Source organism: Pseudorhodobacter sp. E13, assembly GCF_003991405.1.
Classification (GTDB): domain Bacteria; phylum Pseudomonadota; class Alphaproteobacteria; order Rhodobacterales; family Rhodobacteraceae; genus Pseudorhodobacter.
In genome coordinates this window covers 104,447-127,842 of sequence record NZ_RPEN01000158.1, presented here as the reverse complement: position 1 = coordinate 127,842, position 23,396 = coordinate 104,447, and the positions used below count along the sequence as shown (strand labels likewise).

The window sequence follows — 23,396 nt, the reverse complement described above, 5'->3', positions numbered from 1 at the left end:
GGCCCGGCGAAAGGCCGGACCACCCAAAGGCGATTACTTCACGCGGAACCAGTCAGCGGCATTCCACAGTTCGGAATCCCAAGTGTTCAGGACCACGCCGCCCAAAGTGTTGGAATGCGCCGAAACCCGGCCACGATCCACCAGCGGCACAATCGTATGCGTTTCGGTGGACAGCATTTCCGCCATTTTCACAGCCAGCTCGCCGCGCTTGGCGATATCGCCGGTGCGGCCCAGTTCAGCAACCAGCGCGTCATAGGCCGGGTCGCAGAAACGGTTGATGTTTTCACCCTGCCACTGGTTTGCCGGGCTGGGGGCCTTGTCGCAGGTATAGCCTGCAAGGTAGCTTTGCGGATCGGTGCCATCAAAGTTGTTGGCATACATTTCCACGTCTGCATAGAACTTCGGGAAAGTATCCGGCGAACCGGGGTCAGACCCGAAGAACACGGAACCCGCGATGTTCTTCAACTCGGTTTCCACACCGATTTCCGACCACCACTGCTTGATCAACGCCTGAAAGTCCTGACGCACAGCGTTGGTCGAGGTCTGATACAGCAGCTTCAGCTTCATGCCATCCTTTTCGCGGATGCCATCGGCGCCCACGGTCCAGCCAGCTTCTTCCAGCAGGGCCTTCGCGCCTTCGATATCCTGCGTAAAGCAAGAGGTGTCTTTGGACGCATAGACCTCTGGTGCCGGGACGATCGTGCAGGTCGGACGACCAGCAGCGCCATAGCCGACTTCGACCAGAATTTCGCGGTCAATCGCCATGGACAGCGCCTTGCGCACACGCATATCCGACAGGATCGGGTGCGGATGCGCCGCCGTCGAACGCTCACCCTCGGCCAGATCCGGCGACGGGTTGGTCATGTTCATCTCGATCCGCTCAACCAGCGTGCCGAAGCCCACAACGGTCTTGCCTTTGCCAGCCGCTTCCATACCCGCGATGACGGACGGGGCAAGTTGCAGGTTCCAGGCATAGTCAAATTCGCCGGTTTCCAGAACCGCACGGCCTGCTGCTTCGGCATCGCCGCCGCCTTTGAAGGTCATGGTCGCGAAGGCCGGTTTCGCCGGATCGCGGTAGTTCGGGTTGGCTTCCAACGAGATCACGTCATTGGTCTTGAACTCCACCACTTTGAACGGGCCAGTGCCGATCGGGTTGAAGTTCTGCTCGGTGCATTCCGAAGCTTTGGTGCCAAGGCAGTTTTCAAACTGTGCCTTTTGCAGGATCGGCGATTGTGCGCCAACCAGCGGGCCATAGGGGTTGGGCTGCGGCGCGCCGAAGGTGACCTTGATGGTCAGATCATCCACCGCCTCAACCGTGGAAACGCCTTCATATTTCGACAACTGCGCGCAGCCGCCTTCGGGATGGGTGCAATACTGCCAGGTGAACACCGCATCCGCCGAGGTGACGGGCGAGCCGTCGGACCACAGCAGGCCCTCTTGCAGCTTCCAGGTGATGGTGGTCAGATCCTCGGACACGCCACCATTGGCCAGCGTCGGGATTTCTTGCGCCAGATAGGGCACCAGATTGCCTTTTTCGTCATAGCGGGCAAGCGGTTCGAGGATCAGCGACGAGCTTTCCACATCCTTGGTGCCGCCCGACAGGAACGGGTTGAGGATGGAGGGCGCCTGCCAGTAAATCACGTTGACATGGCCATCGGCGCCACGCTCGGCCTGGGCCGCAAACGGGGCCAGTGCAAAGGCGCAGGCAGCGCCCATAAGGGCGGATTTCATCTTCATTTCTTTGGTTCTCCTTGTTGGTTGTGCTCTGTTGCCTCGGGCCCGCCGGTTGATCCGGGGGCCGCTTTTTGGTTGTCGGGGGTCACAAGGTGGCAGGCCACAAAGCGGCCGGGGCGCACCTCGGCCAATTCGGGCTTCACCTCGCGGCAAATCGGGATCACCTCGGGGCAGCGCGTGCAGAAATTGCAGCCCTTGGGCGGGTTCGAAGGCGAGGGCACATCGCCTTGCAGAATGATACGCTGGCGCTTGCCTTCGGTTTCGGGGTCCGGGTCCGGCACCGCCGACAGCAGCGCCTTGGCATAGGGGTGCAACGGGTCGGCATACAGCGGCTCTCGCGGCGAAAGCTCGGCAATGCGGCCCAGATACATTACGGCCACCCGGTCCGCGATATGGCGCACCATTGAAAGATCATGGCTGATGAACAGATAGGTCAGCCCCATCTTTTCCTGCAAATCTTCCAGCAGGTTCACCACCTGCGCCTGAATGGAGACATCCAGCGCGGCAATCGGTTCATCACAAACGATGAATTTGGGGTTCAGCGCCAAGGCGCGCGCAATCCCGATGCGCTGACGCTGCCCGCCCGAAAACGCATGCGGATAGCGGTTGGCAAAGGCGCGGTTCAACCCCACGGCATCCATCAACTCATAGACCCGCGCCAGCTTTTTCTCGGCGTTCCAATCAGTATGCTCATCCAATGGCTCGCCAATAATGGCGGCCACCGTCATGCGCGGGTTCAGGCTGGCTTGCGGGTCCTGAAACACCATCTGCATCGCGGGACGTTTGAGCCGCAACTCCTCGGACGACAGGGTTGCGATATCATCGCCGTCAATGGTCACGGACCCCGATGTCAACTCATACAGGCGCAGCAGCGCGCGGCCCACGGTGGATTTGCCGCAACCGGATTCGCCCACCAGACCAAGGGTTTCGCCTTCGAAAATCGTGAAGCTCAGCCCATCCACCGCTTTCACATCGCCGGTATGGCGGCGGAACAGCCCGGTGTGGATGGGGAAATACATCTTGAGGTCTTTGACCGTGACCAAAGGTTTTGCGGGTTTTGCGTCCAGCATCAAACCGGCCCTCCTGTGCGGGCATCCCAATGGCAGGCGACATCATGGCCATAGCCCACGGGGTCGGCGCCCAAAGCGCGGCGCTGCGGGTTTTCGTTGCCGCAGCGATCAAACGCATGGCCACAGCGCGGCTTGAACGGGCAGGCGGTGGGGGCCGCGCCAAGGATCGGGGGTTGCCCCTCGATCACCTTCAGCCGGGCCTCACGTTGGCCAGAGACCGACGGAATGGTTTTCAGCAAGGCGCGGGTATAGGGGTGCTGCGGATTGGCGAAAAGCTCTTTCACCGGGGCCTGTTCCACCACTTGCCCGCCATACATCACCATCACCCGGTCCGCGATGCCGGCGATCACGCCCAGATCATGCGTGATCCAGACAATCGCCATGCCCAGCTTGGTGCGCAGGTCTTTGACCAGTTCGATGATCTGCGCCTGAATGGTCACATCCAGCGCGGTCGTGGGTTCATCCGCGATCAGCACTTCGGGGTCACAGGCCAGCGCGATGGCAATCATCACCCGCTGCCGCATGCCGCCGGAAAACTGGTGCGGATAATCCTTCATCCGGCGGGTCGCATCGGGAATGCCCACCAGTTCCATCAATTCCACCGCCCGCGCAAAGGCTTGCTTTTTATCCATATTCATATGGCGCAGCAGCGGTTCCATCACCTGATTGCCCACGGTGAACACCGGGTTCAGGCTGGTCATCGGGTCCTGAAACACAAAGCCGATCCGCCGTCCGCGCACATCGCGCAACTGTTCAGGCGTGATTTTCAGAATATCGACATCGCCCAGCAACACCTCACCCGCGCGCACCTCGGCGGGGGGCATCGGCAACAGGCCGATCAACGACATCATCGTCACCGATTTTCCCGAACCGCTTTCCCCAACCACACCCAGCAACTCGCCGGGTTTGAGGTGAAAGCTGACGGAATTGACTGCATGAACGTCCCCGCCACGCGTGCGGAAAACGGTCTGCAAGCCCCGGACATCAAGGACGGGCTTGGCCCCATCGGGCATATGACACTCCCATGTCGTTGTCTTTTCTTTTGTAAAGGTCAGCCCCGGTGGGGCCGCCTCGATTGGACCTGATGTTATCGTTTTTTCCGCCCCCCGCAACAGGCATTGTTTTAGCACCGGAATTTCGTGGGTCCGGCTTTCGGCGCGGGCTTGACCTTGCCGCCCCCCGCAGTCACCTTTCCGCCATGAAACCGGAGAGTGATAATGCAGCCGCAGACCCTGACAGCCCGTGAAATTCTTGACCATTTGGTCGGGTTCCGCAGCGTAAGCAGCAACAGCAATCTTGACCTGATCGACTGGGTGGAACGCTATCTTGCCTCGCATGGGGTGGCCGCGCATCGGGTCTATAACCCGGAAGGCACCAAGGCCGCGCTGTTTGCCAATGTCGGGCCAGAGGTGCCGGGCGGGGTGATTCTGTCGGGCCATTCCGATGTTGTCCCGGTCGAGGGGCAGGATTGGGCCACCGACCCCTTTCGCGTGGTCGAAAAGGACGGGCGGCTTTACGGGCGCGGCACTTGCGACATGAAGGGGTTTGTGGCGCTGGCGCTGGCCGCCGTGCCGCTGGCGCTGCAATCGGGCATCAAACGCCCGCTGCAAATCGCCATCAGCTATGACGAGGAGGTCGGCTGCACCGGGGCCCCGCCCATGATCGCGCAAATGGTCAAAACCTTGCCAAAGGCCGCCGCAGTGGTGGTGGGGGAGCCGTCGATGATGCGGCTGGTCAATGGCCACAAGGGCGGCGCGGGCTATAAGGTGCATGTGAAAGGGTTTGAGGTGCATTCCTCGCTGCTGCCCTACGGCGTCAGCGCGATCATGGAGGCCGCGCGGCTGGTCGGCTGGATCAATGACCAGAATACCGCGCTTCAGGCCCGTCAGCCTTCGGCCATCGCCGCCATGTTCCACCCGCCCTTCACCACGCTGCATTGTGGCAAATTCGCAGGCGGCACCGCCCATAACATCACCGCAGGCGATTGCCATTTCGCGATGGAATTCCGCGTCGTCCCTGATGAGGATGAGGAGGCATGGGCCAAGCGCTTTGAGGCGGAATGCGCGCGGGTAGAGGCCGCGATGAAAGCGGTGCAGCCCAGTGCCGCCATCACGCTGGACCGGTTCTTTGACGTCCCCGGCCTGCGCCCCGAGCAAAACGGTGCTGCCGATGCGCTGGTGCGGCGCCTGACGGGCGATAATGCCACCGAGGTGGTGTCATATGGCACCGAGGCCGGGCAGTTTCAGGCCGAGGGCTATTCCTGCGTGATCTGCGGCCCCGGTGACATTGCGCAGGCGCATCAGGTCGATGAGTATCTGGAACTGGCGCAATTCAACGCCTGCTGGGATTTCATGCAGCGGCTTGTCAAGGATCTGGCGGAGTAATGCAGCCTTTCCCGATCTCCCTCGACCAACCCGCGCGCCATATCGGCCCCTTGCCGCAGGCCTGCGATGTGGTGGTCATCGGTGGCGGGATCATCGGGGTGATGACGGCTTGGTTTCTGACCCGCGCGGGGCAAAAGGTGGTCTTGTGCGAAAAGGGGCGGATTGCGGGCGAACAATCCGGGCGCAACTGGGGCTGGATCCGGCAACAGGGCCGCGACCTTGATGAACTGCCGATCATGGTCGAAAGCCTTGCGCTGTGGCACGAACTGGTGGCCGAACTTGGCGCAGGCTTGGGGTTTCATCAAGGCGGCGTGGTCTATATGGCCAACGGCCCCAAGGATATGGCGGGGTTTGAAGACTGGATGCCCCATGCCCGCGCGCATGGGCTGGACACGCGGCTGCTGACGCGGGCCGAGGTTGCGGCGCTGCTGGGGGCCGATGCTTGGCAAGGGGGCATCATCACGCCTTCCGATGCGCGGGCCGAACCCATGGTCGCCGTGCCGCTGATCGCGCAGGCGCTGGCCGCCAAAGGCTGCGTGATCGTGGAAAACTGCGCTGTGCGCGGGCTGGACGTGACCAATGGCCGTTTGACCGGCGTTGTGACCGAAACCGGAGAGGTCGCCTGCGATGCCGTGGTGATGGCAGGGGGCGCGTGGTCCTCCTTGTTCCTGCGGGCGCAAGGCGTGGCCATCCCGCAGCTTTCGGTTCTGGCCTCGGTCGCCGCAACCGAACCGATGGCCGAGATTTTCCCCGGCAATGCCGCCGACAACCGCTTTGCCTTTCGCCGCCGCGTCGATGGTGGCTATACCATCGCGCCGGGGTCGGTGCATGACTTCTTTATCGGGCCGGATGCGTTTCGCAACTTCGCCACCTATCTGCCTGTTCTGAAAAAGGATTTCCGTTCGACCCATTTCCGCGCTGCTGCCCCTGCGGGCTATCCCGATGGCTGGCGCACGCCGCGGCACTGGGATGTCAGCGCAGGCTCTCCGTTTGAGGCGATGCGCGTGCTGAACCCCGCGCCCAACATGAAAACGCTGGCCGCCGTGCAAGACGCCTTTGCCGCCGCCTATCCGCATCTGGGGCGGCCAAAGCTGCGCAGCGCTTGGGCCGGCATGATCGACACCATGCCCGATATCGTCCCGGTGATTGATGCCGCCCCCTTGGCTGGCCTGACCATCGCCACCGGGATGAGCGGCCACGGCTTTGGCATCGGCCCCGGCATCGGGCGTGTGGTGGCCGATCTGGTGCTGGGCCGCGCGCCGGGGCATGATCTGACCCGCTTTCGCTTCAGCCGTTTTACCGATGGGTCAAAAATTCGCATTGCCCCCGGTCTCTGACCCTTGCACCTTGGCGGGGTTTGGATCACGCTGTCGCCATCCCAAGATCACGAGGAACCCTTCCGATGCCCGTCAAGAACCGTTTTGCAGAAATGCTGCCCGAACTGACCGCGATTCGCCGCGATTTCCACGAAAACCCCGAGCTGCTGTTCGAAGTCCATCGCACCGCCGCCAAAGTCGCCGAGCTGCTGCGCGCCTATGGCTGTGATGAGGTGGTGGAGGGCATTGGCCGCACCGGGGTTGTCGGTGTCATCCATGGCAAGACCGACAGCGGCAAAGTGGTGGGCCTGCGCGCCGATATGGACGCGCTGCCGATCATGGAGGCGACGGGGCTGGACTATGCCTCCAAAACCCCCGGCAAAATGCACGCCTGCGGCCATGACGGCCATACCACCATGCTGCTGGGGGCTGCGAAATATCTGTGTGAAACCCGTAACTTCGACGGCAAAGCTGTGGTGATTTTCCAACCCGCCGAAGAAGGCGGCGGCGGCGGCAATGAAATGGTGCAGGATGGCATGCTGGACCGCTGGAACATCCAAGAGGTGTATGGCATGCACAATATGCCGGGGATTCCAGTGGGCCAGTTTGAAATCCGCCCCGGCCCGATGATGGCCGCAGCCGATCAGTTTGAGATTACGGTGACGGGCAAGGGCGGCCATGCAGCCAAGCCGCATGACTGCATTGATACGCTGCTGGTGGCTAGCCATATCATCGTCGGCCTGCAATCCATCGCCGCGCGCAATGTCGACCCGCTCAAGCAGGTTGTGGTGTCGACCTGCGCGATTTCCACCGATAGCAACGCCCATAACGTCATCCCGCAAACCGTTGTTCTGAAAGGCACCGTGCGCACCTTTGACGCAGCCGTGCAGGATCAGGTAGAGGCGCGGCTGAACGCCCTGCCGGTGCAGATGGCGGCGGCCTTTGGGGCGGCGGCGGTGGTGAATTATCAGCGCGGCTATCCGGCCACGGTGAATGCCGAGGAAAACACCGGGTTCGCCGCCGACGTGGCGCAGGCCATTTCGGGCAAGGTCAACACCGATACCGCGCCGCTGATGGGGGCCGAGGATTTCAGCTATATGCTGAACGAACGTCCCGGCGCCTATATCTTTCTTGGCAATGGCGACACGGCGATGGTTCACCATCCGGCCTATAATTTCGACGATAACGCCATCCCCTTTGGCGCAAGCTGGTATGCCGGAATGGTCGAAGCGCGGATGCCCGCCGCCTGAGAACTCAGCCTGAAAACGCAGCCTGAAAAACTGGCGCGCGCGGCCTATAGCGCGCGCAATTCCCGGCGCATGACCTTGCCGGTCGCGGTCATCGGCAGGGTTTCCACAAAGACCACATCGCGCGGGGCGACATGCGGGCTGATCCGGGCGCGCACCCGCGCGATAAGGCGGGCGGCATCGGGCACCGCCCCGTCCCGCAGCACCACAAAGGCGCGCACGACCTCGGTGCGCAGCGGGTCCGGCACGCCGATGGCCGCCGCCATCAGCACATCCTCATCGCCCATCAGGCAGTTTTCAATCTCACTCGGCCCGATGCGATATCCGGCTGAGGTGATCACATCATCATCCCGCGCGGCAAAGCGGAAATAGCCATTGGCATCAACGCAGCCCAGATCGCCGGTGCGCAACCAGTCGCCGCGAAATTTCTGGGCGGTTTTCTCGGGCTGGTTCCAATAGCGCAGAAACATGCTGGCCGCCCCTTTGCGGATGCAAATCTCGCCCATCTCATCAGGGGCGCAGGGCTGGCCATCGGCATCCATCACCGCCACGTCAAAGCCGGGCAGGGGCAGGCCCATGCTGCCGGGCCGCACCTGCATGAAGCCCGCCGCTTGGGTGATGCACAGGTTGCATTCGGTCTGGCCGTAAAGCTCATTGATCGGCGCGCCAAGGCTGCGCTGGCCCCATTCCAGCAATTCCGCCCCAAGGCTTTCCCCCCCCGATGAGACAGAGCGCAGCGCGACCCCATCAGGCACCGGGCAGCCGCGCATCAGCTTCAGCGCGGTGGGCGGCATGAAGACATTGCGAATCCCATGCCGGACCATCAGCGCATAGGCCGCCGCTGCCTCAAACTTGCGCATCCGATGCGCGACCAGCGGCACGCCGTAGTAAAGACAGGGCATCGCCATATCCATCAGCCCGCCGATCCAGGCCCAATCGGCAGGCGTCCAGCCTTTGTCGCCCGGCTGCGGAAAGCCTTCATGCGTCAGTTCCATGCTGGGCAGATGCCCGAACAGGAACCGATGCGCATGCAACACCCCCTTGGGCGGCCCGGTGGTGCCCGAGGTATAGATCATCACGGCGGGGTCTTCGGCATCGGTTGCCACGCGGCGCGGCAGGGGTGGGTGCTGCGCAATCTCTTGCCACAGATCGCGCGCGCCAGTGGCAGGGCTGGTGCAGAAAACAGATTTCAGATCAGGCAGTTGCGCGCGGATGTTCAGAAGTTTCGGCAGGCTTTCGGCATCCGTCACTACCACGGCAGCGCCGGAATCGCCCAAGCGATACAGCAGCGCATCCTCACCAAACAAGGTGAACAGCGGCAGCGCCACAGCCCCCAGTTTCATCGCCGCGAAATGCACGATCGGCACGGCGGCAGATTGCGCCAGCAGCACGGCCACCCTGTCGCCACGCCCCACACCTGCGGCGGCAAAGGCGCTTGCCAACCGGTCCGAGGCATCCTTGAGCGCGCCATAGGTCCAGTCTTGCGCGGCGGCCTCCGTCACATCGGTCAGCGCCACGCGCTCTGGCTCGGCCTCCGCCCAATCGTCGCAGCAGGCTTGGGCGATGTTGAAATCATCGGGCCACTGCCACGCGAAAGCCGCGCGCTTGGCGGCCCAATCGCCCGACAGCGGGATCAGCCTATTGCGCAAAGATCGTCACTTCCGGCAGGTCGGTCAGCGGCAGGTTCAGCGCACGGAACGCCGCCAGTGAAAGCTGTGCCGCCCCTTCGCCGGGAATCAGATCCACCGCGATAGAGCCGCCCGCCGCCGTCACCACGCGCCCCGGCCCTGCGGTTTTCACCAAAGACGACCGCAGCCAGAACCCCGGCTCTGTCACATTGCCCAAGGCCACGGCGGTTTTGCCCAAGGCCTGTTCGCCCGCAGGTTTGGCCGGGGCGGCAAGGGCGGCGGCTTTTTGCTCTGCGGTGGTGGTATCCAGTGCCGCTGCGGTGCGCGCACCCGCTGGCGGAGCTTTGATCCCGTCCGACAGGGGCCGCGTTTGCGGCCGCGTCTCAATCGCTGTGGTCGGTGCCATGGCGGCATCGTCCCCTTTGAAAAAAGGCAAAGTGCTGCAACCGGACAGAAACAATCCGGTCAACAGAAGGGGCGGGGCAAGAAGGGCGCGCAATTGTGTCATACCCCGACGATAGTCGCGGCCCGCAAAGCTTTCAATGCCCTTGCGCGTGGATGCGCGGGGCCTTACCTTTCGGGGCATGACAACACCCCTGATCGACCCTTTCGCCCGCGCCATCAGCTATCTGCGCGTCTCTGTGACGGATCGCTGCGATTTCCGCTGTGTCTATTGCATGTCGGAAAACATGAGCTTTCTGCCCAAGGCCGAATTGCTGACGCTGGAGGAGTTGGATCGCATGTGTTCCACCTTCATCCGCATGGGGGTTGAAAAGCTGCGGATCACCGGGGGGGAGCCGCTGGTGCGCAAAGGCATCATGACGTTTTTCGACCGCATGACCCGGCATCTGGACAGCGGCGCGCTGAAAGAATTGACGCTGACGACCAATGGCAGCCAGTTGCGCAAATATGCCGCCGATCTGGCCGCCTGCGGGGTGCGGCGCATCAATGTGTCGCTGGACACGCTGGATGATGAGAAATTCGCCAAGATCACCCGCTGGGGCCGTTTGGCGCAGGTGCTGGACGGGATCGCCGCCGCCAAAGAGGCAGGCTTGCGCGTCAAGATCAATGTCGTGGCCCTGAAAGGCTTTAACGAGGATGAACTGTTCACCCTGACCGATTGGTGCGCGCGCGAAGGCCATGACCTGACCTTCATCGAAGTGATGCCGATGGGCGATCTGGGCAATGAGGACCGGCTGGACCAGTATTGGAGCCTGAAAGACCTGCGCGCGCGGCTGCGCGTCCGCTTTACCGTCACCGATCTGGCCGAGCGCACGGGCGGGCCTGCGCGCTATGTCCGGCTCGAGGAAACCGGGCAAAAGCTGGGCTTCATCACGCCGCTGACCCATAATTTCTGCGAAAGCTGCAATCGCGTGCGGCTGACCTGCACGGGTGAGTTGTATATGTGCCTTGGGCAGGAAGATATGGCCGATCTGCGCGCGCCACTGCGGGCCAGCGCCGAGGATGGTTTGCTGGAAGACGCGATCCGCAACGCGATTGCGCGCAAGCCCAAGGGCCATGATTTCGACTATTCCCGCCAGAAGGTCGACGGCCAAATGACCCGCCACATGAGCCATACCGGCGGTTAGTGCTTTTGCCCGCTGATGATGTCTGAGCAACCTTGGGCGCTTGTTGGGCCCCTGCGTGATTGGCGGGCCGGGTGTTTTGGATATTTAGAAATAGATGAAACAGCGCGCCGCGCGTCGTTTTGTCCATGGCAATGCCTTTGGAGGGGGTTCGATGCCCCCGACAAAGGCACCCCCTTATGGCAGATATTGCCCGGCTTCCTTGCGGGCCCAGCCTTTCATCAGATCGCCGAATTCGGCCAGAAACGCCTCGGTCCGGGCGGGGTCATGTTTGGACAGATCACGCAGCCACCAAGCCACGGCTTTCTGGATGAACCAATCCTTGTCGCTCAGATAGCCTGCGGCCCAGCCGAGGATGCGGTTCCGCGCGGCAAGCTCATGCTCTTTGGGATTGTTCAGCCGGGCAAAGGGCAGGGTGGCCACCAGTGCCGCGCGGCGCTGCCACATGATCGGGCTGTGGGTCCAGTCCTCGACCTTGTCCAGCCGGGAGGGATCGGCGGTGATGCGTTTCTGGGCCGCGATACAGGTGGTATCGGCAATGGCCCAAGCGTCGAACTGCGGCACCCAAGCGCAGATCAGATTCCATGCCGCGCTGTCATCGGGGCGGATGCGGGCTTGGGTCAGCAGTTTGGCGGCGGCGATGCGGGCCTCGTGGATATTGCTGTCCCAAAGGGCGGCACAAAGGGCAAGGCGATCTTCCAATGTCAGATCGGCCCGCCATGTTTTGCACAGGCTGTCAATCTCGGGGACCATGGTGCCCAGATAGGGGCGATCGACCTTGTGATAGGCGGCCATCTCGGCGGCCTTGCCGGGGTCCGACAGGGCCTTGAGCTGTGAGAGTGCGTCATCAAGGGTCATTCGACAGTCACCGATTTGGCCAGATTGCGCGGCTGGTCGACATCGGTGCCTTTCGCGATGGCGGTGTGATAGGCCAGAAGCTGCGCCGGCACGGCATAGAGGATCGGCGCAAGGAAATCGGGCACCGACGGCATGACCAGCCTGCGCCAGCAGCCCATGCCCGCCTCGGCCACGCCTGCCGCATCCGAAATCAACAGCACCTTGCCGTTGCGCGCCATCACCTCTTGCATGTTGGACACGGTTTTGTCGAACAGCGCATCGCGGGGCGCCATGACGATCACCGGCACGCGGGCATCAATCAGGGCGATGGGGCCATGTTTCAGCTCGCCGCTGGCATAGCCTTCGGCATGGATATAGCTGATTTCCTTGAGTTTCAGCGCGCCTTCCATGGCCAGCGGGAACAGCGGGCCGCGCCCGAGGAACAAGATATCCTGCGCCTCGGCCAATTCCTCGGCGATCGCGGCCACTTCGGGGGCGATGCGCATGGCTTGGTTGACCAGCCCCGGCAGCGCCGACAGATCGGCAATATGCTGGGCCAGTTGCGCCACGCTCAGCCGCCCGCGATCCTGCGCCGCTTTCAGCGCCATCAAGGCCAGCATCGCCAACTGGCAGGTAAAGGCCTTGGTCGAGGCAACGCCAACCTCTACCCCTGCGCGGATCGGCAGGGCGATATCCGATTCCCGCGCGATAGAGGAGGTGGGCACATTGATCACCGCCACCGTCTTGGCGACTTTTTCCTGACAATAGCGCAGGGCGGCCAATGTATCGGCGGTTTCGCCGGATTGGCTGACAAAGATCGCCCAGCCCTTGGCCGACATCGGCGGCTCGCGGTAGCGGAATTCCGAGGCGACATCGACCTCCACCGGGATGCCGGCAACCTGTTCAAACCAGTATTTCGCCACCACGCAGGCATAATAGGCGGTGCCGCAGGCCACCAGCGTCAGGCGGTCAACATCGGTAAAATCCACCTCTGGCGGCAGGTTCAGCGCGCCATCGGCCACGGAATGCTTGATCGCATCGGCCAGCACGCCGGGCTGTTCGGCGATTTCCTTGGCCATGAAATGCTTGTAGCCGCCTTTTTCGATGCGGGTCTGTTCCAGCACGATCTGGGTTGCGGGGCGGTTGGCGCGGCGGTTCGCCTCGTCATAAATCTCGGCGCCCTTGCGGGTGATGACGGCCCAATCGCCTTCTTCCAGATAGGTGACGGTATCGGTCATCGGGGCCAGCGCAATCGCGTCCGATCCGACGAACATCTCGCCCGTTCCATGCCCGATCGCCAGCGGGGAGCCTTTGCGCGCCGCGATCATCAAATCGTCTTCGCCATCGAACAAAAAGCACAGCGCAAAGGCCCCATGCAGGCGCGACAGGGTTTCGCGGGCGGCATCCACCGGGGGCAAGCCTGCGTCCAGATGCGACCGGGTCAGGATTGCGACGGTTTCCGTATCGGTTTCGGATTCAAAGCTGTAACCCTTCGAAAGCAATTCTTCCCGCAATTCGCGGAAATTCTCGATGATGCCATTATGCACAACCGCCACTTTGCCCGCCTGATGCGGGTGGGCGTTTGCCACCGTGGCCGCCCCATGCGTGGCCCAGCGGGTATGGCCGATGCCCGCCTTGCCCGCCAAAGCATCATGCACCAGCAGGTCCGACAGGTTCACCAGCTTGCCCACGGCGCGGCGGCGGCCCAGTTTGCCATTGTTCACGGTGGCGATCCCGGCGCTGTCATAGCCGCGATATTCCAGCCGTTTCAGCGCCTCAACCAACAGGGGCGCAACCTCATGCTTTCCCAAAACACCAATGATTCCGCACATTTACTGCTTGCCTTTCTGGCGGTCCGCTTTGATTTTCTGAAACCGCTCCATCAGGCGGACCGCCAGACCGGGTTTGTTTTCCTGCTTGGCCCGCGCCACGGCCAAGGCCTCGGCCGGGACATCCGCCGTGATGACAGAGCCAGAGCCCGTCATCGCATCGCGCCCCACCGTGACCGGGGCCACCAGCATGGTGTTGGAACCGATAAAGACACGCGGGCCGATTTCGGTGTGGTGCTTGTTGGCACCGTCATAATTGCAGGTGATGGTGCCCGCGCCGATATTGGTATGTTCGCCCACATGGGCATCGCCCAGATAGGTCAAGTGGCCCACCTTGACGCCTTCGTCCAGCACCGCGTTCTTGATCTCGACGAAATTGCCGACATGCACATCCTCGGCCAGTTCGGCACCGGGGCGCAGGCGGGCAAAGGGGCCAACGGTGGCGCCGCGGCTGATATGGCAGCCTTCCAGATGGCAAAAGGCGCGAATCTCGGCCCCGGATTCGATGGTCACGCGGGGGCCAAAGACCACATTCGGGCCGATGGTCGTATCGCGGCCAATCACCGTATCCATTGCGAAATAGGTGGTGGCGGGGTCGGCCAGCGTCACCCCGTTTTCCATCGCCTCGGCGCGCATCCTTGCCTGAAAGGCCGCCTCGGCACGGCTCAGCTCGGCGCGGGTGTTGATGCCCAGCGTCTCTGCCTCATCGCAGATCACAACCCCTGCCGAAAGCCCTTCGGCGCGGGCAAGTGCGATGATATCGGTCAGGTAATATTCGCCTGCCGCATTGTCATTGCCCAGCTTGCTGACCAGCGCGAACAGGGTCGAGGCCTCGGCGCAGATTACGCCGGAATTGCATAGGGTTATAGCGCGTTCTTCATCCGTTGCATCTTTGAATTCAACAATGCGGTCCAGCGTGTCGCCCGAGGTGATCAGGCGGCCATAGCGGCCCGGATCGGCTGCCTCAAACCCCAGCACCACAACGGCGTGGCGGGCACGGGCGTCCAGCATGGTTTGCAAGGTTTCTGCCCGCACAAACGGCGTGTCGCCATACAGAACAATCGCATCGCCCGCCGCATCCGCCAGCAAAGGTGCCGCCTGCGCGACCGCATGGCCGGTGCCAAGCTGTTCGGCCTGAAGCACAACTTCGATCCCTGCGTCAAAGGCGCGTGCCGCTTTTTCCACCTGCGCGGCGCCATGGCCTGCGACGACGACAATCTGCTCCGGGTCCAGCGATTGGCCTGCATGCAAGGCGTGGTGCAACAAAGGGGCAGAGCCAAGCGGATGCAGCACCTTGGGCAGGTCCGAATTCATCCGGGTGCCTTTGCCCGCGGCGAGAATGATCAATGAAACCGACATGAAACCCTTTCCTTCAACGCCCGATCCCTTTTACACGAGGGCACCCGAGTCGCAAGGTCGGGGGGATAACGGGCTGTTTCAGCCCTGACATAAGGGGATGCAGATGCGCACCGTGGTTTTTGATCTTGATGGCACTTTGGCCGATACCAGCGGTGATCTGATCGCGGCGGCCAATGCTTGTTTTGAACGGATGGGCAAGGGCGCGCCCCTGTCGCGCACAGGCGATGCGCTGGTGGCCTTTGGCGGCGGGCGGGCGATGCTGCGGCTGGGATTCTCGCGGCTTGGCGCGGCCTGGACCGAGGCGGATGTGGATGCGCAATACCCGGTGCTGCTCGAGGCCTACGCCGGGGCGATTGCGGTGCATTCGACGCTCTATCCCGGTGCGGTGCAAGCGGTGGAGGCGTTGCGCGCGGCAGGGTTTGCCACCGCGATCTGCACCAACAAACCGGAACATCTGGCGGTGATGCTATGCGATCATTTCGGGATTTCGGGGCTGTTCGGCGCCTTGCTGGGGGCCGATACGCTGCCCGTGCGCAAACCCGACCCAGAGCATTACTTTGAAACCGTCCGCCGGGCGGGGGGCGATGCGGCGCGGTCCTTGCTGATCGGGGACACCATCACCGACCGCGATACCGCGCGCGCGGCAGGGGTGCCGATTGTGCTGGTCGGCTTTGGCCCGGAAGGGGCAGGGGTGGACCGCTTGCAGCCCGATGCGCTGCTGCATCACTATGATGACCTGCCGGGGCTGGTGGATCGGTTGCTGCCCGCGTAATCGCGCCTGCCTGCCAAAAAAACCGCCGCCGCTCAGGGCATCATCCGCGCGATATAGGTGGCGAATTCGAAATTTGGCCGTTCCAGATGGGACAGATGGCCCGGCCCGGACAAATCGGCGCAAAGCCCGCGATAGACCTTTTCGGTGCAGCCACGATCCTCGTCATTCACATGGTCCAGCAGGCCCTTGATCGTTTCCAGATGCGCCGCGGCCTGCGGGTCGGCCACCCAATCGGGGTGCAACCCGCCACCATAGAGAATTTTCACCCGTCCCGGCCCGTCCGGCGTCAGGCAGAGATACCAGAAATATCCCGGCGTCAGCGTGATCATCAGTGACGGATAGATCGCCAGCAGCCATGTGATGCGCCGCTGATCGCCTGTCAGCGTGGTGTTGGAGGGATGCGCGAGGGAAAGCTTTACCGTGTCATTCTTGACGATCCAGTGATAGTTGAAGCCCGGCTCGCCTTCCGGGCAGGTCATCTGTGCCAGATCGACCGAGCCGCCGATGGTGCCTGCGTGGCAGACCGGCAGGTGATAGCTTTCCATGAAATTCTCGGCCAGAACCTTCCAGTTGGTGTCCCAGTGATGTTCCTCGCGGAAGGTTTCGACATAGGCCCCCATATCCAGATAGCCGACCAGATCCTGCACGCCTTTCAGGCGGTCCTGCGGGTCGGGGGCATCGGGGTTCAGCGTGACCATGATCCAACCCAGCCAGTCGGTGCAGCGGATTTGCGGCAGGTTGACCTGATCCTTGCAGAAGCCTTCGTTATGCATCATCGCGGGCGCGCCCCGCAAGGAACCGTCAAGGTTATAGGTCCAGGCGTGATAGGGGCAGGTGATGGCGCGGGTATTGCCGCGCCCTTCCAGCAGGATCGACATGCGGTGGCGGCAGACGTTGGACATGGCCCGCAACTGGCCGTCACGGTCGCGCAGCACGATGATCGGCTCTCCTGCGATGTCCATCGTCAGGTAATCGCCGGGCGCTTTCAACGCATCGGCGCGGCCTGCGCAAAGCCAGTCTTTGCGGAAAATATGCTCTTGCTCCAGCGCCGTAAATTCGGGCGAGGTATAGACCGATTTCGGCATCGCGCGGGCCTGTCCGAAGGGCTGGGCCACATTGGCGCGAAGTTCCTCCACAGGGGAGAGTTTGGGGTCATGGGTGGTCATGCGATCCTCGGGGCTGGGTGGGGGCAGTGAAGCACTGAAGCTGCGGCCTGTCACCTGTTTTTCGCGGCGAGGCTGCGATTCAGGGGCTGCGGAATCGCGCGCGGAATGACGGGTAAGCCCTTGATTAAAAACCAAACGAGGCAAAAAAGTCACCAAAAATTAACTTTTCAGATCGCGCGACGGAAACCGGCGACGGCGGCGTTTATCGCTAGCTCTTCCACAACAGAGCTTGAAACCGGAAAGACAGAACAATGACGAAACGATCGAGCGCTTTGCTGTCCCTTGTGACCGCTGTGTCACTGGTTGCCCCGATGGCCGCCTTGGCCCAGCAACAACAGCGGCGAGAGGCCCCCTCGCTAAGCGAAATGTCGGCAGCCCTTGGCGTGTCGGAGGCGACCCTGAAAACCTGCGTGCCCGCACCGGGCAAACCGGGGGCCAAGGGCAAACCCGAACGGCCCGATGCCGCGAAAATCACCGATTGCCTGAAGGCAGAGAACGCAGGTCTGACCGTGGCTGCGGTGGAACAGACGCTGCGCGATTTCGCCCCGCCGCCGCGCAAGAATTGAGCAGGCCCCGAAAAAAGGGGTAACAGGCGGAACCGGGGGGCAGGGGCGCTTGCCCCCCGGTTTCCTGTCGCCGCAAAGATGTTTGACAGAAAGCGTGACCCTATGACCATTCTCAGGGCCTTTGCCGCCTTGGCTTTGGGGCTGCTGCTTTTGGGCTGCGGGCCGCGCAGCGCGATTGTGGTGGTGCCGCAGACCCAAGGGGCCACGGTGCATGAGGTGTTGTTTGCCACCAATCGCGCGCCCTCCGCCCAGCTTTTCGGCGCAGAGCGCAGCGCGCAGGTCAGCTATGGCGCGGTTCGCGTCTCGGTGCCGCCGGCGCATGAACCGGGCCGCGTTGAATACCCCGGCGAGGCTGCCGACCCGCAAAAGCATTTCGGCATTGTTGATGCCAGACGCGCTGCTGAAGGGGCAGGTTTTGGCGCGTTGCTGGCCCAGCAACTTGCCACGCGGGCCGCAAAAGAGCGGCGCGTGACGATCTTTGTGCATGGCTATAACAACAGCTTTGCCGAAGCGCTGTATATGAACACCCAGATCATCCATGACTATCAGACGCGGGATATTCCGCTGCTGTTCAGTTGGCCCTCGGCCGGGGAAAACCTTGGGTATCTGCAAGACCGCGATTCCGTTCTGTTTTCGCGTTCCGCCTTTGAGACGGTGCTGGATCAGGTGCAGGCCTCGGGTGTTGAGAGTTTCACCATCGTCGCCCATTCCATCGGCAGCCAATTGGTGATGGAAGTGCTGCGCCAGCACGCCATCCGCAATGGCGGCGCACAATGGGGCAAGCTGGCAGGGGTGGTGCTGGTGTCGCCCGATATTGATGTAGAGATGTTTGAGCAGCAAGCCGCCGATATGGGCAGCCTGCCGCAGCCCTTTGTCGTCGTCGGGTCACGAAATGACCAGTTGCTGCGGTTTTCAGGCGTGCTGAATGGCAATCGCCTGCGGCTTGGCACCGTGGAAGATACCGCCGTGCTGACGCGGGCCAAGGCGCAGGTTGTCTCGGCCAGTTTTGCCACGCGCAAACTGTCGGCCAATCACACCACGGCGTTTTCCTCGCCCGATATGATCGCCCTGTTACGGGCGTTGGAAAGCGGATAGCGACAAAGTCGGGAAGGCCCCACCTTGCGGCGGGGCCTGTTCTTGTCAGGTATAGCGGTAGGGGCGGCCCGCTTTTTCCATCACGTCGTTATATTCCTTGAAGATCGCGACGACCTTGGCTTTTACCTCGGATTCGGCGGCGATTTCGTCCCAGAAGGCGCGGCCTGCGGCCTCGACCGTGGCCCATTCGGCATCGGGGATGGTGGTCAGCTTCAGCTTTGGCCCGTTGACGCGCAGCTTGGCCTCGCCGCCCCAATACCAATGCTGGCGGTAGTAGTGCGACTGTTCGAAACAAACCTTCATCAGCGCTTGCAGATGCGGCGGCACCTCATTCCAGCGGTCCATATTGGCAAAGAAATGCCCGATCCACGCGCCCGAGATGTTGTTGGTCAGGAAATAATTGGTCACGTTGGACCAGCCGACGGTATAAACCTCGGTGATGCCGGACCACGCGATGCCGTCCAACTCTCCGGTTTGCACGGCCACTTCGATATCTTCCCATGGCAGCGTCACCGGAACCACGCCGAATTGCGCAAGGAAGCGGCCTGCGGTGGGGAAGGTAAAGACGCGCTTGCCCTTGAGGTCGGCCAGCGAATTGATCGGGTCTTTGGTTGAGAAATGGCACGGATCCCATGCGCCCGCGCTGATATGTTTGACGCCGACCTTGGCATATTCATCGGCCCAGATCTCGCCCAGCCCATATTGGTTGAACAGCACCGGCACATCGAGCGAGTAGCGTGAGGCGAAAGGGAAATAGCCGCCGAAAACCGTGACTTCGGTGGGCGAGGCCATGGAATCGTCATCCGATTGCACGGCGTCGATGGTGCCGCGCTGCATGGCCTGGAACAGCTCGCCGGTGGGGACAAGCTGGTCGGCGTAGTAAAGTTCAATCTCCATCTGGCCGGCGGCGATTTCGTTGAACTGGTCGATGGCGGGTTTGATGACTTCGGCGCCAAGCGCGGCCCCGGCATAGGTTTGCAGGCGCCATTTGATCGGGGATTGCGCCAGCGCAGGTGCGGCGAGGGTAGAGGCACCGGCGGCCAGCGCGCCGGAGGTGAGGAACTTTCTTCTGGTGGTCATCTGTTCTCTCCTTGCTGTGTTGCGGCGGTAGGGTCCGCCTGTTTAATGACGAAGCGTATTGGGCAGCCAAAGTGCGAGTTGCGGGAAGGCCATGACGATGGCGAGGGCCAGCACCATGACGGCCACAAAGGGCACGATGGAGCGGTAGATATCCATCAGCGTCACCTCGGGCGGGGCCATGGCGCGCATCAGAAACAGGTTATAGCCGAAGGGCGGTGTCATATAGGCGATCTGGCAGGTCATGGTGTAAAGCACGCCATACCAGACCAGATCAAATTCCAGCAGTTTGACCAGTGGCACATAGAGCGGGGCGACGATGACCAGCATCGCGGTGTCATCCAGAAAAGTGCCCATCAGGATGAAGGAAAGCTGCATCAGGATCAGCACTTCCCACCGGCCAAGGCCGAGATTGTCCAGAAACAGCCCCTTGATCGCATCCACCGCGCGCAAGCCGTCAAACACCGCGCCAAAGGCAAGGGCGGCAAGGATGATCCACAGGAACATGCAGGAAATCGCCAGCGTGTTGCGGGTGGCTGTCTCAAACACTTGGCGCGTCATGCGGCCCTTGGCCACCGCGACCAGCACCGAGGCCACCGCCCCGATCACCGAGCTTTCGACCAGCCGTGTATAGCCCGTCACGAAGGGCACCATCATCACCAGAAAGATGCCAAAGGGCAGCAGGCCCGCCAGCAGCAGGCGGTATTTCTCGGCCCGTGGAACGGCGGCAAGTTCGGCCGCGTCCAAGGCCGGGCCAAGGCTGGGGTTCAGTTTGCAGCGGATCCAGATGTAGATGACGAACATCGCCGCCATCATCAGCCCCGGCACTACGCCCGCCAGCCACAGGTCTGAAACCGATTGCCGCGCGATCAGCGCATAAAGCACCAGCACCACCGAAGGCGGCACAAGGATCCCCAGCGAGGAGCCTGCCTGAATGACCCCCGTCACCATCCGCTTGTCATAGTCGCGTTTGAGGAGTTCGGGCAAAGCGATGGTGGCCCCGATGGCCATACCCGCCACCGACAGCCCGTTCATCGCGGAGATCAGCACCATCAGCAGAATGGTGCCAATCGCCAGCCCCCCCGGCACGCGGCCAAACCAGACATGAAACATGCGGTAAAGATCATCGGCAAGCCGGCTTTCCGACAGCACATAGCCCATGAAAATGAACATCGGCAGGGTCAGCAGCGGGAACCAGCCAATCACCTTCATGCTTTGCGCGAAGGCCAGATCATAGCCGCCGCGATCGCCCCAAAGCAGCATCGCCGCCACCACGGCGACAAAGCCGATAATCCCGAACATCCGCTGCCCGGTCATCAGCATGACCAGCATGGAGCCGAACATCAGCAGCGCAATCATCTCGTAATGCATCAGATCTCTTGCCCCCGCAGACGGGCGATATCACGGGCCAGAAAGGCCGTGCATTGCAGCAGCATCATGGTGATGCCGATGCACATCACAATCTTGACCGGGGCCATATAGGGCCGCCAAAGGCCGGATTTCCGTTCGCCGTATTCCAGCGCATAGACGGTGCTTTCGACGCCGCCCCACAAAAGCACGCCCAGATAAAACAGCAGCGCGAAGATTGTCACCGCATCGACCAGCGCCTTGGTGCGCGGCGACCATGCGGAATAGAACACATCCATCCGCACGGCTGAATCCATCTGCAAGGCATAGGCCCCGCCCAGCATGAAATACCCCGCCAGCAGGAATTGCCCCATCTCATCGGTCCAGACCTGCGGATGCCAAGCGGTGCGGGCAAAGGCCCCCCACAGCATCACCGCCATAAGCGCAAACAGCAGATACATGGCCACCCGCCCGATGCGGCGGTTCCAACGCTCTACCCAATGGACGTAACGCACAACGATGGTCGGCATGTTCCCCCACATAACTTGGCCCCTGAAAGGACTAGGCCCTGCCTTTGCGGCAAATTTTGACCTTTCGGTCAGCATGGCGGTGGGAAAACCATATTGCAAGCGTCTCGGCATGCGCGCGGCACAAAGACCGGGCATCTGCCTAAAGGATCAGCAAAGCTGAGGCAGGGGGGCTGGCAGAGGGGGCGGGCCGATTGGCCTAGCCGCAGAACATCTCGTGGATCAGGGACATCATGCGCTGTGCGCGTGCGTCAGACAGCGAGTAGTAAATCGCCTTGCCATCGCGGCGGCAACTGACCAACCCTTCCAGCCGCAAACGGGCAAGCTGTTGGCTGACGGCAGCCTGACGGCTGCCCAACAGCTCTTCCAGCTCTGTCACCGATTTTTCACCCGAGGTGAGGTGGCACAGGATCATCAGACGCCCTTCATGCGACAGCGCCTTGAGGAAATTTGACGCAGCTTCGGCCTGCCGCACCAGTTCTTCGGGCGGCACAGAGGCGCAAGGCACCGCCGGGGTGGCTTCGGTCAGTTTGGCGCGGGCGGCGGCATCAAAGGACATTGCAGGGCTTTCGATCAGGCGGAAAACGGCGGTGCGTGCTGCTGATATAGGCAAAAGCCGGGATATATTCAAGAAACAGATGATATGCGCAGCCGGGGCGACGCAAATGCGGCTTTTCTGCCCAAGGCACAGCCAATCCGGCGCATTTGCCCAAAATTGCGGCAGGCCCGCGACCAGGGTGATATGGCCCGGCCTTGGCCCGGCGGGGCTTAGTCGAACGGGCCCCAGTGGCGCCAGTCTTGTTTGGGTAGCAGAACTTTGAACAAGGCGTTGATCAGGATGGCGGCTGTCAGCGCGGCGGCTGTCAGGGTAAACAGAAACTGAAACAGAGTGAGCCCAAGCATTGGTCTTATCCTCTCGACATGAAGCGGCTGATCCGGTTGCCCTTGCCTGCGGGATCGCGCCTGATGAGTCCGAGTATTCTGCCGAAATATGTTAATTTGGCGTCATTGCGGCGTTCAGATCGGGGAAATGCAAAAAGCCGGGGCAGGGTGGTTTGCAGGGCTGGAAATGGCGCGCGGTTTGGGCTAAGCCCTGCGCAACCTTTTCCTGCCAAGGGGGCACCCCATGAAAGCCGCTGTCCTGACCTTTCCCGGATCGAACTGCGACCGTGACCTTGCCGTTGCGTTTGAACACTCCGGCGCCGAGGTGCATCGCGTCTGGCACAAAGACACCAGCCTGCCCGAAGGCGTGGATATCGTGGCGGTGCCGGGGGGCTTTTCCTTTGGCGATTACCTGCGCTGTGGCGCGATTGCGGCGCAATCCCCGATCGGGGCGGCGGTGCGGGCCCATGCGCAGCGCGGCGGCTATGTGCTGGGCATCTGCAACGGCTTTCAGGTGTTGACGGAAATGGGCCTGCTGCCCGGTGCCCTGATGCGCAACGCCGGGCTGAAATTCATTTGCAAGACGGTTGAATTGCAGGTCGCCACCACCGACAGCGCCTTTACCAATGGCTATGATAAAGGCGCGCGGGTCATGATCCCTGTGGCCCATCACGATGGCAATTACACCGCCGATGCCGAAACCCTTGCACGGCTGAAGGGCGAGGACCGCGTCGCCTTTACCTATAGCGACAATCCCAACGGGTCGGTCGATGCTATCGCGGGCATTCTGTCTGACAATCGCCGCGTGCTGGGGATGATGCCGCATCCCGAACGCGCCAGCGAAGTTTCACATGGCGGCACCGATGGTTCGGTGCTTTTCCGCTCGTTGACCGGCGCTTTGGCGCTTGCGTGATCGCCGCTGCTTGAGGTCGTGGCGACGAGCCCGTAAACTCGGGCCATGAGCGACCAGAACA

The 23,396-nt window shown here is 62.0% G+C and carries 22 protein-coding genes; 8 read left to right on the top strand and 14 right to left on the bottom strand.

The genetic code is table 11. From position 1 onward, the window contains the following. Window positions 1-33: 33 nt before the first annotated feature. Genes EGN72_RS14380 through EGN72_RS14370 form a run of 3 tightly spaced genes read right to left on the bottom strand, consistent with a single transcriptional unit; the run spans window position 34 to window position 3,817 of the window. Window positions 34-1,737, bottom strand: a complete 1,704-nt coding sequence (locus tag EGN72_RS14380; protein ID WP_127048758.1) for a peptide ABC transporter substrate-binding protein — start codon at window positions 1,735-1,737, stop codon at window positions 34-36. After that, on the bottom strand, window positions 1,734-2,804 hold the full coding sequence (locus tag EGN72_RS14375) for an ABC transporter ATP-binding protein (RefSeq protein WP_127048756.1): 1,071 nt from the start codon (window positions 2,802-2,804) through the stop codon (window positions 1,734-1,736). The genes EGN72_RS14380 and EGN72_RS14375 overlap by 4 nt, the downstream gene beginning before the upstream one ends. After that, window positions 2,804-3,817: an ABC transporter ATP-binding protein gene (locus EGN72_RS14370; RefSeq protein WP_127048754.1), complete on the bottom strand. Its 1,014-nt coding sequence runs from the start codon at window positions 3,815-3,817 to the stop codon at window positions 2,804-2,806. The genes EGN72_RS14375 and EGN72_RS14370 overlap by 1 nt, the downstream gene beginning before the upstream one ends. Before the next feature lie 204 nt (window positions 3,818-4,021). Here EGN72_RS14370 and argE point away from each other — a divergent pair, with 204 nt between their 5' ends. The 3 genes from argE to EGN72_RS14355 all read left to right on the top strand — a co-directional run bounded on the left by argE (window position 4,022) and on the right by EGN72_RS14355 (window position 7,754). Next, entirely contained in the window at window positions 4,022-5,188 is a 1,167-nt protein-coding gene (gene argE / locus EGN72_RS14365; RefSeq protein ID WP_127048752.1) for an acetylornithine deacetylase, read from the top strand. Beyond that, entirely contained in the window at window positions 5,188-6,525 is a 1,338-nt protein-coding gene (locus tag EGN72_RS14360) for an FAD-binding oxidoreductase (protein ID WP_127048750.1), read from the top strand. Before argE ends, EGN72_RS14360 begins: the two co-directional genes overlap by 1 nt. A 65-nt stretch (window positions 6,526-6,590) precedes the next feature. Then, window positions 6,591-7,754 carry a M20 aminoacylase family protein gene (locus EGN72_RS14355; RefSeq protein WP_127048748.1) on the top strand — a complete coding sequence of 388 codons (1,164 nt, stop codon included), beginning with the start codon at window positions 6,591-6,593 and terminating at the stop codon, window positions 7,752-7,754. 44 nt (window positions 7,755-7,798) lie between these two features. Here EGN72_RS14355 and EGN72_RS14350 read toward each other — a convergent pair whose 3' ends face one another. Next, on the bottom strand, window positions 7,799-9,400 hold the full coding sequence (locus tag EGN72_RS14350; RefSeq protein WP_127048746.1) for an AMP-binding protein: 1,602 nt from the start codon (window positions 9,398-9,400) through the stop codon (window positions 7,799-7,801). Further along, window positions 9,390-9,785 carry a hypothetical protein gene (locus tag EGN72_RS14345; RefSeq protein WP_127048744.1) on the bottom strand — a complete coding sequence of 132 codons (396 nt, stop codon included), beginning with the start codon at window positions 9,783-9,785 and terminating at the stop codon, window positions 9,390-9,392. The genes EGN72_RS14350 and EGN72_RS14345 overlap by 11 nt, the downstream gene beginning before the upstream one ends. Window positions 9,786-9,963: 178 nt before the next feature. Here EGN72_RS14345 and moaA point away from each other — a divergent pair, with 178 nt between their 5' ends. Continuing rightward, window positions 9,964-10,968 carry a GTP 3',8-cyclase MoaA gene (gene moaA, locus EGN72_RS14340; protein ID WP_127048742.1) on the top strand — a complete coding sequence of 335 codons (1,005 nt, stop codon included), beginning with the start codon at window positions 9,964-9,966 and terminating at the stop codon, window positions 10,966-10,968. Between the two features lie 174 nt (window positions 10,969-11,142). Here the strand turns inward: moaA and EGN72_RS14335 are convergent, their stop codons facing one another. The 3 genes from EGN72_RS14335 to glmU are packed head-to-tail and all read right to left on the bottom strand — an operon-like array spanning window position 11,143 to window position 14,990. Continuing rightward, window positions 11,143-11,823: a DNA alkylation repair protein gene (locus EGN72_RS14335; protein ID WP_127048740.1), complete on the bottom strand. Its 681-nt coding sequence runs from the start codon at window positions 11,821-11,823 to the stop codon at window positions 11,143-11,145. Then, window positions 11,820-13,634, bottom strand: coding sequence for a glutamine--fructose-6-phosphate transaminase (isomerizing) (gene glmS, locus EGN72_RS14330; protein ID WP_127048738.1), 1,815 nt, complete (start codon window positions 13,632-13,634; stop codon window positions 11,820-11,822). The genes EGN72_RS14335 and glmS overlap by 4 nt, the downstream gene beginning before the upstream one ends. Next, window positions 13,635-14,990, bottom strand: coding sequence for a bifunctional UDP-N-acetylglucosamine diphosphorylase/glucosamine-1-phosphate N-acetyltransferase GlmU (gene glmU / locus EGN72_RS14325; RefSeq protein WP_127048736.1), 1,356 nt, complete (start codon window positions 14,988-14,990; stop codon window positions 13,635-13,637). A 103-nt stretch (window positions 14,991-15,093) separates the two neighbouring features. On the opposite strand from glmU, the gene EGN72_RS14320 reads away from it, so the two are divergent. Then, window positions 15,094-15,762, top strand: a complete 669-nt coding sequence (locus EGN72_RS14320) for an HAD-IA family hydrolase (RefSeq protein WP_127048735.1) — start codon at window positions 15,094-15,096, stop codon at window positions 15,760-15,762. Between the two features lie 32 nt (window positions 15,763-15,794). On the opposite strand, the gene EGN72_RS14315 is transcribed toward EGN72_RS14320, so the two are convergent. Beyond that, window positions 15,795-16,928 carry an SRPBCC family protein gene (locus tag EGN72_RS14315; protein ID WP_127048733.1) on the bottom strand — a complete coding sequence of 378 codons (1,134 nt, stop codon included), beginning with the start codon at window positions 16,926-16,928 and terminating at the stop codon, window positions 15,795-15,797. Window positions 16,929-17,179: 251 nt separating this feature from the next. On the opposite strand from EGN72_RS14315, the gene EGN72_RS14310 reads away from it, so the two are divergent. Both EGN72_RS14310 and EGN72_RS14305 read left to right on the top strand, forming a co-directional pair. Next, complete coding sequence (locus tag EGN72_RS14310) at window positions 17,180-17,494, top strand: hypothetical protein (RefSeq protein ID WP_127048731.1); 315 nt, start codon at window positions 17,180-17,182, stop codon at window positions 17,492-17,494. Between the two features lie 102 nt (window positions 17,495-17,596). Next, on the top strand, window positions 17,597-18,589 hold the full coding sequence (locus EGN72_RS14305) for an alpha/beta hydrolase (RefSeq protein ID WP_158623202.1): 993 nt from the start codon (window positions 17,597-17,599) through the stop codon (window positions 18,587-18,589). Between the two features lie 45 nt (window positions 18,590-18,634). Here EGN72_RS14305 and EGN72_RS14300 read toward each other — a convergent pair whose 3' ends face one another. The 5 genes from EGN72_RS14300 to EGN72_RS19595 all read right to left on the bottom strand — a co-directional run bounded on the left by EGN72_RS14300 (window position 18,635) and on the right by EGN72_RS19595 (window position 22,443). After that, on the bottom strand, window positions 18,635-19,669 hold the full coding sequence (locus EGN72_RS14300; RefSeq protein WP_127048727.1) for a TRAP transporter substrate-binding protein: 1,035 nt from the start codon (window positions 19,667-19,669) through the stop codon (window positions 18,635-18,637). A 42-nt stretch (window positions 19,670-19,711) separates the two neighbouring features. Next, on the bottom strand, window positions 19,712-21,037 hold the full coding sequence (locus EGN72_RS14295) for a TRAP transporter large permease subunit (RefSeq protein WP_127048725.1): 1,326 nt from the start codon (window positions 21,035-21,037) through the stop codon (window positions 19,712-19,714). Then, window positions 21,037-21,555 carry a TRAP transporter small permease subunit gene (locus tag EGN72_RS14290; protein WP_370323303.1) on the bottom strand — a complete coding sequence of 173 codons (519 nt, stop codon included), beginning with the start codon at window positions 21,553-21,555 and terminating at the stop codon, window positions 21,037-21,039. The genes EGN72_RS14295 and EGN72_RS14290 overlap by 1 nt, the downstream gene beginning before the upstream one ends. A gap of 184 nt (window positions 21,556-21,739) precedes the next feature. Then, the gene (locus EGN72_RS14285; RefSeq protein ID WP_127048723.1) at window positions 21,740-22,099 is read right to left on the bottom strand and encodes a helix-turn-helix transcriptional regulator; all 360 of its coding nucleotides are present in this window, start codon (window positions 22,097-22,099) and stop codon (window positions 21,740-21,742) included. 209 nt (window positions 22,100-22,308) lie between these two features. Continuing rightward, entirely contained in the window at window positions 22,309-22,443 is a 135-nt protein-coding gene (locus EGN72_RS19595; RefSeq protein WP_255417437.1) for a hypothetical protein, read from the bottom strand. Window positions 22,444-22,666: 223 nt separating this feature from the next. On the opposite strand from EGN72_RS19595, the gene purQ reads away from it, so the two are divergent. Next, window positions 22,667-23,335, top strand: coding sequence for a phosphoribosylformylglycinamidine synthase subunit PurQ (gene purQ / locus EGN72_RS14280; RefSeq protein WP_127048721.1), 669 nt, complete (start codon window positions 22,667-22,669; stop codon window positions 23,333-23,335). Window positions 23,336-23,396: the final 61 nt, after the last annotated feature.

Excerpts from the sequence above, each read along its gene's own strand:
- EGN72_RS14360 (WP_127048750.1), top strand. The coding sequence starts at position 5,188 with ATGCAGCCTTTCCCGATCTCCCTCGACCAACCCGCGCGCCATATCGGC.
- EGN72_RS14320 (WP_127048735.1), top strand. The coding sequence starts at position 15,094 with ATGCGCACCGTGGTTTTTGATCTTGATGGCACTTTGGCCGATACCAGC.
- glmS (WP_127048738.1), bottom strand. The coding sequence starts at position 13,634 with ATGTGCGGAATCATTGGTGTTTTGGGAAAGCATGAGGTTGCGCCCCTG.
- EGN72_RS14355 (WP_127048748.1), top strand. The coding sequence starts at position 6,591 with ATGCCCGTCAAGAACCGTTTTGCAGAAATGCTGCCCGAACTGACCGCG.
- EGN72_RS14335 (WP_127048740.1), bottom strand. The coding sequence starts at position 11,823 with ATGACCCTTGATGACGCACTCTCACAGCTCAAGGCCCTGTCGGACCCC.
- EGN72_RS14300 (WP_127048727.1), bottom strand. The coding sequence starts at position 19,669 with ATGACCACCAGAAGAAAGTTCCTCACCTCCGGCGCGCTGGCCGCCGGT.
- purQ (WP_127048721.1), top strand. The coding sequence starts at position 22,667 with ATGAAAGCCGCTGTCCTGACCTTTCCCGGATCGAACTGCGACCGTGAC.
- EGN72_RS14375 (WP_127048756.1), bottom strand. The coding sequence starts at position 2,804 with ATGCTGGACGCAAAACCCGCAAAACCTTTGGTCACGGTCAAAGACCTC.
- EGN72_RS14285 (WP_127048723.1), bottom strand. The coding sequence starts at position 22,099 with ATGTCCTTTGATGCCGCCGCCCGCGCCAAACTGACCGAAGCCACCCCG.
- EGN72_RS14295 (WP_127048725.1), bottom strand. The coding sequence starts at position 21,037 with ATGCATTACGAGATGATTGCGCTGCTGATGTTCGGCTCCATGCTGGTC.
- EGN72_RS19595 (WP_255417437.1), bottom strand. The coding sequence starts at position 22,443 with ATGCTTGGGCTCACTCTGTTTCAGTTTCTGTTTACCCTGACAGCCGCC.
- EGN72_RS14290 (WP_370323303.1), bottom strand. The coding sequence starts at position 21,555 with ATGTGGGGGAACATGCCGACCATCGTTGTGCGTTACGTCCATTGGGTA.
- EGN72_RS14315 (WP_127048733.1), bottom strand. The coding sequence starts at position 16,928 with ATGACCACCCATGACCCCAAACTCTCCCCTGTGGAGGAACTTCGCGCC.
- EGN72_RS14380 (WP_127048758.1), bottom strand. The coding sequence starts at position 1,737 with ATGAAGATGAAATCCGCCCTTATGGGCGCTGCCTGCGCCTTTGCACTG.
- argE (WP_127048752.1), top strand. The coding sequence starts at position 4,022 with ATGCAGCCGCAGACCCTGACAGCCCGTGAAATTCTTGACCATTTGGTC.
- glmU (WP_127048736.1), bottom strand. The coding sequence starts at position 14,990 with ATGTCGGTTTCATTGATCATTCTCGCCGCGGGCAAAGGCACCCGGATG.
- EGN72_RS14345 (WP_127048744.1), bottom strand. The coding sequence starts at position 9,785 with ATGGCACCGACCACAGCGATTGAGACGCGGCCGCAAACGCGGCCCCTG.
- EGN72_RS14370 (WP_127048754.1), bottom strand. The coding sequence starts at position 3,817 with ATGCCCGATGGGGCCAAGCCCGTCCTTGATGTCCGGGGCTTGCAGACC.
- EGN72_RS14310 (WP_127048731.1), top strand. The coding sequence starts at position 17,180 with ATGACGAAACGATCGAGCGCTTTGCTGTCCCTTGTGACCGCTGTGTCA.
- EGN72_RS14305 (WP_158623202.1), top strand. The coding sequence starts at position 17,597 with ATGACCATTCTCAGGGCCTTTGCCGCCTTGGCTTTGGGGCTGCTGCTT.
- moaA (WP_127048742.1), top strand. The coding sequence starts at position 9,964 with ATGACAACACCCCTGATCGACCCTTTCGCCCGCGCCATCAGCTATCTG.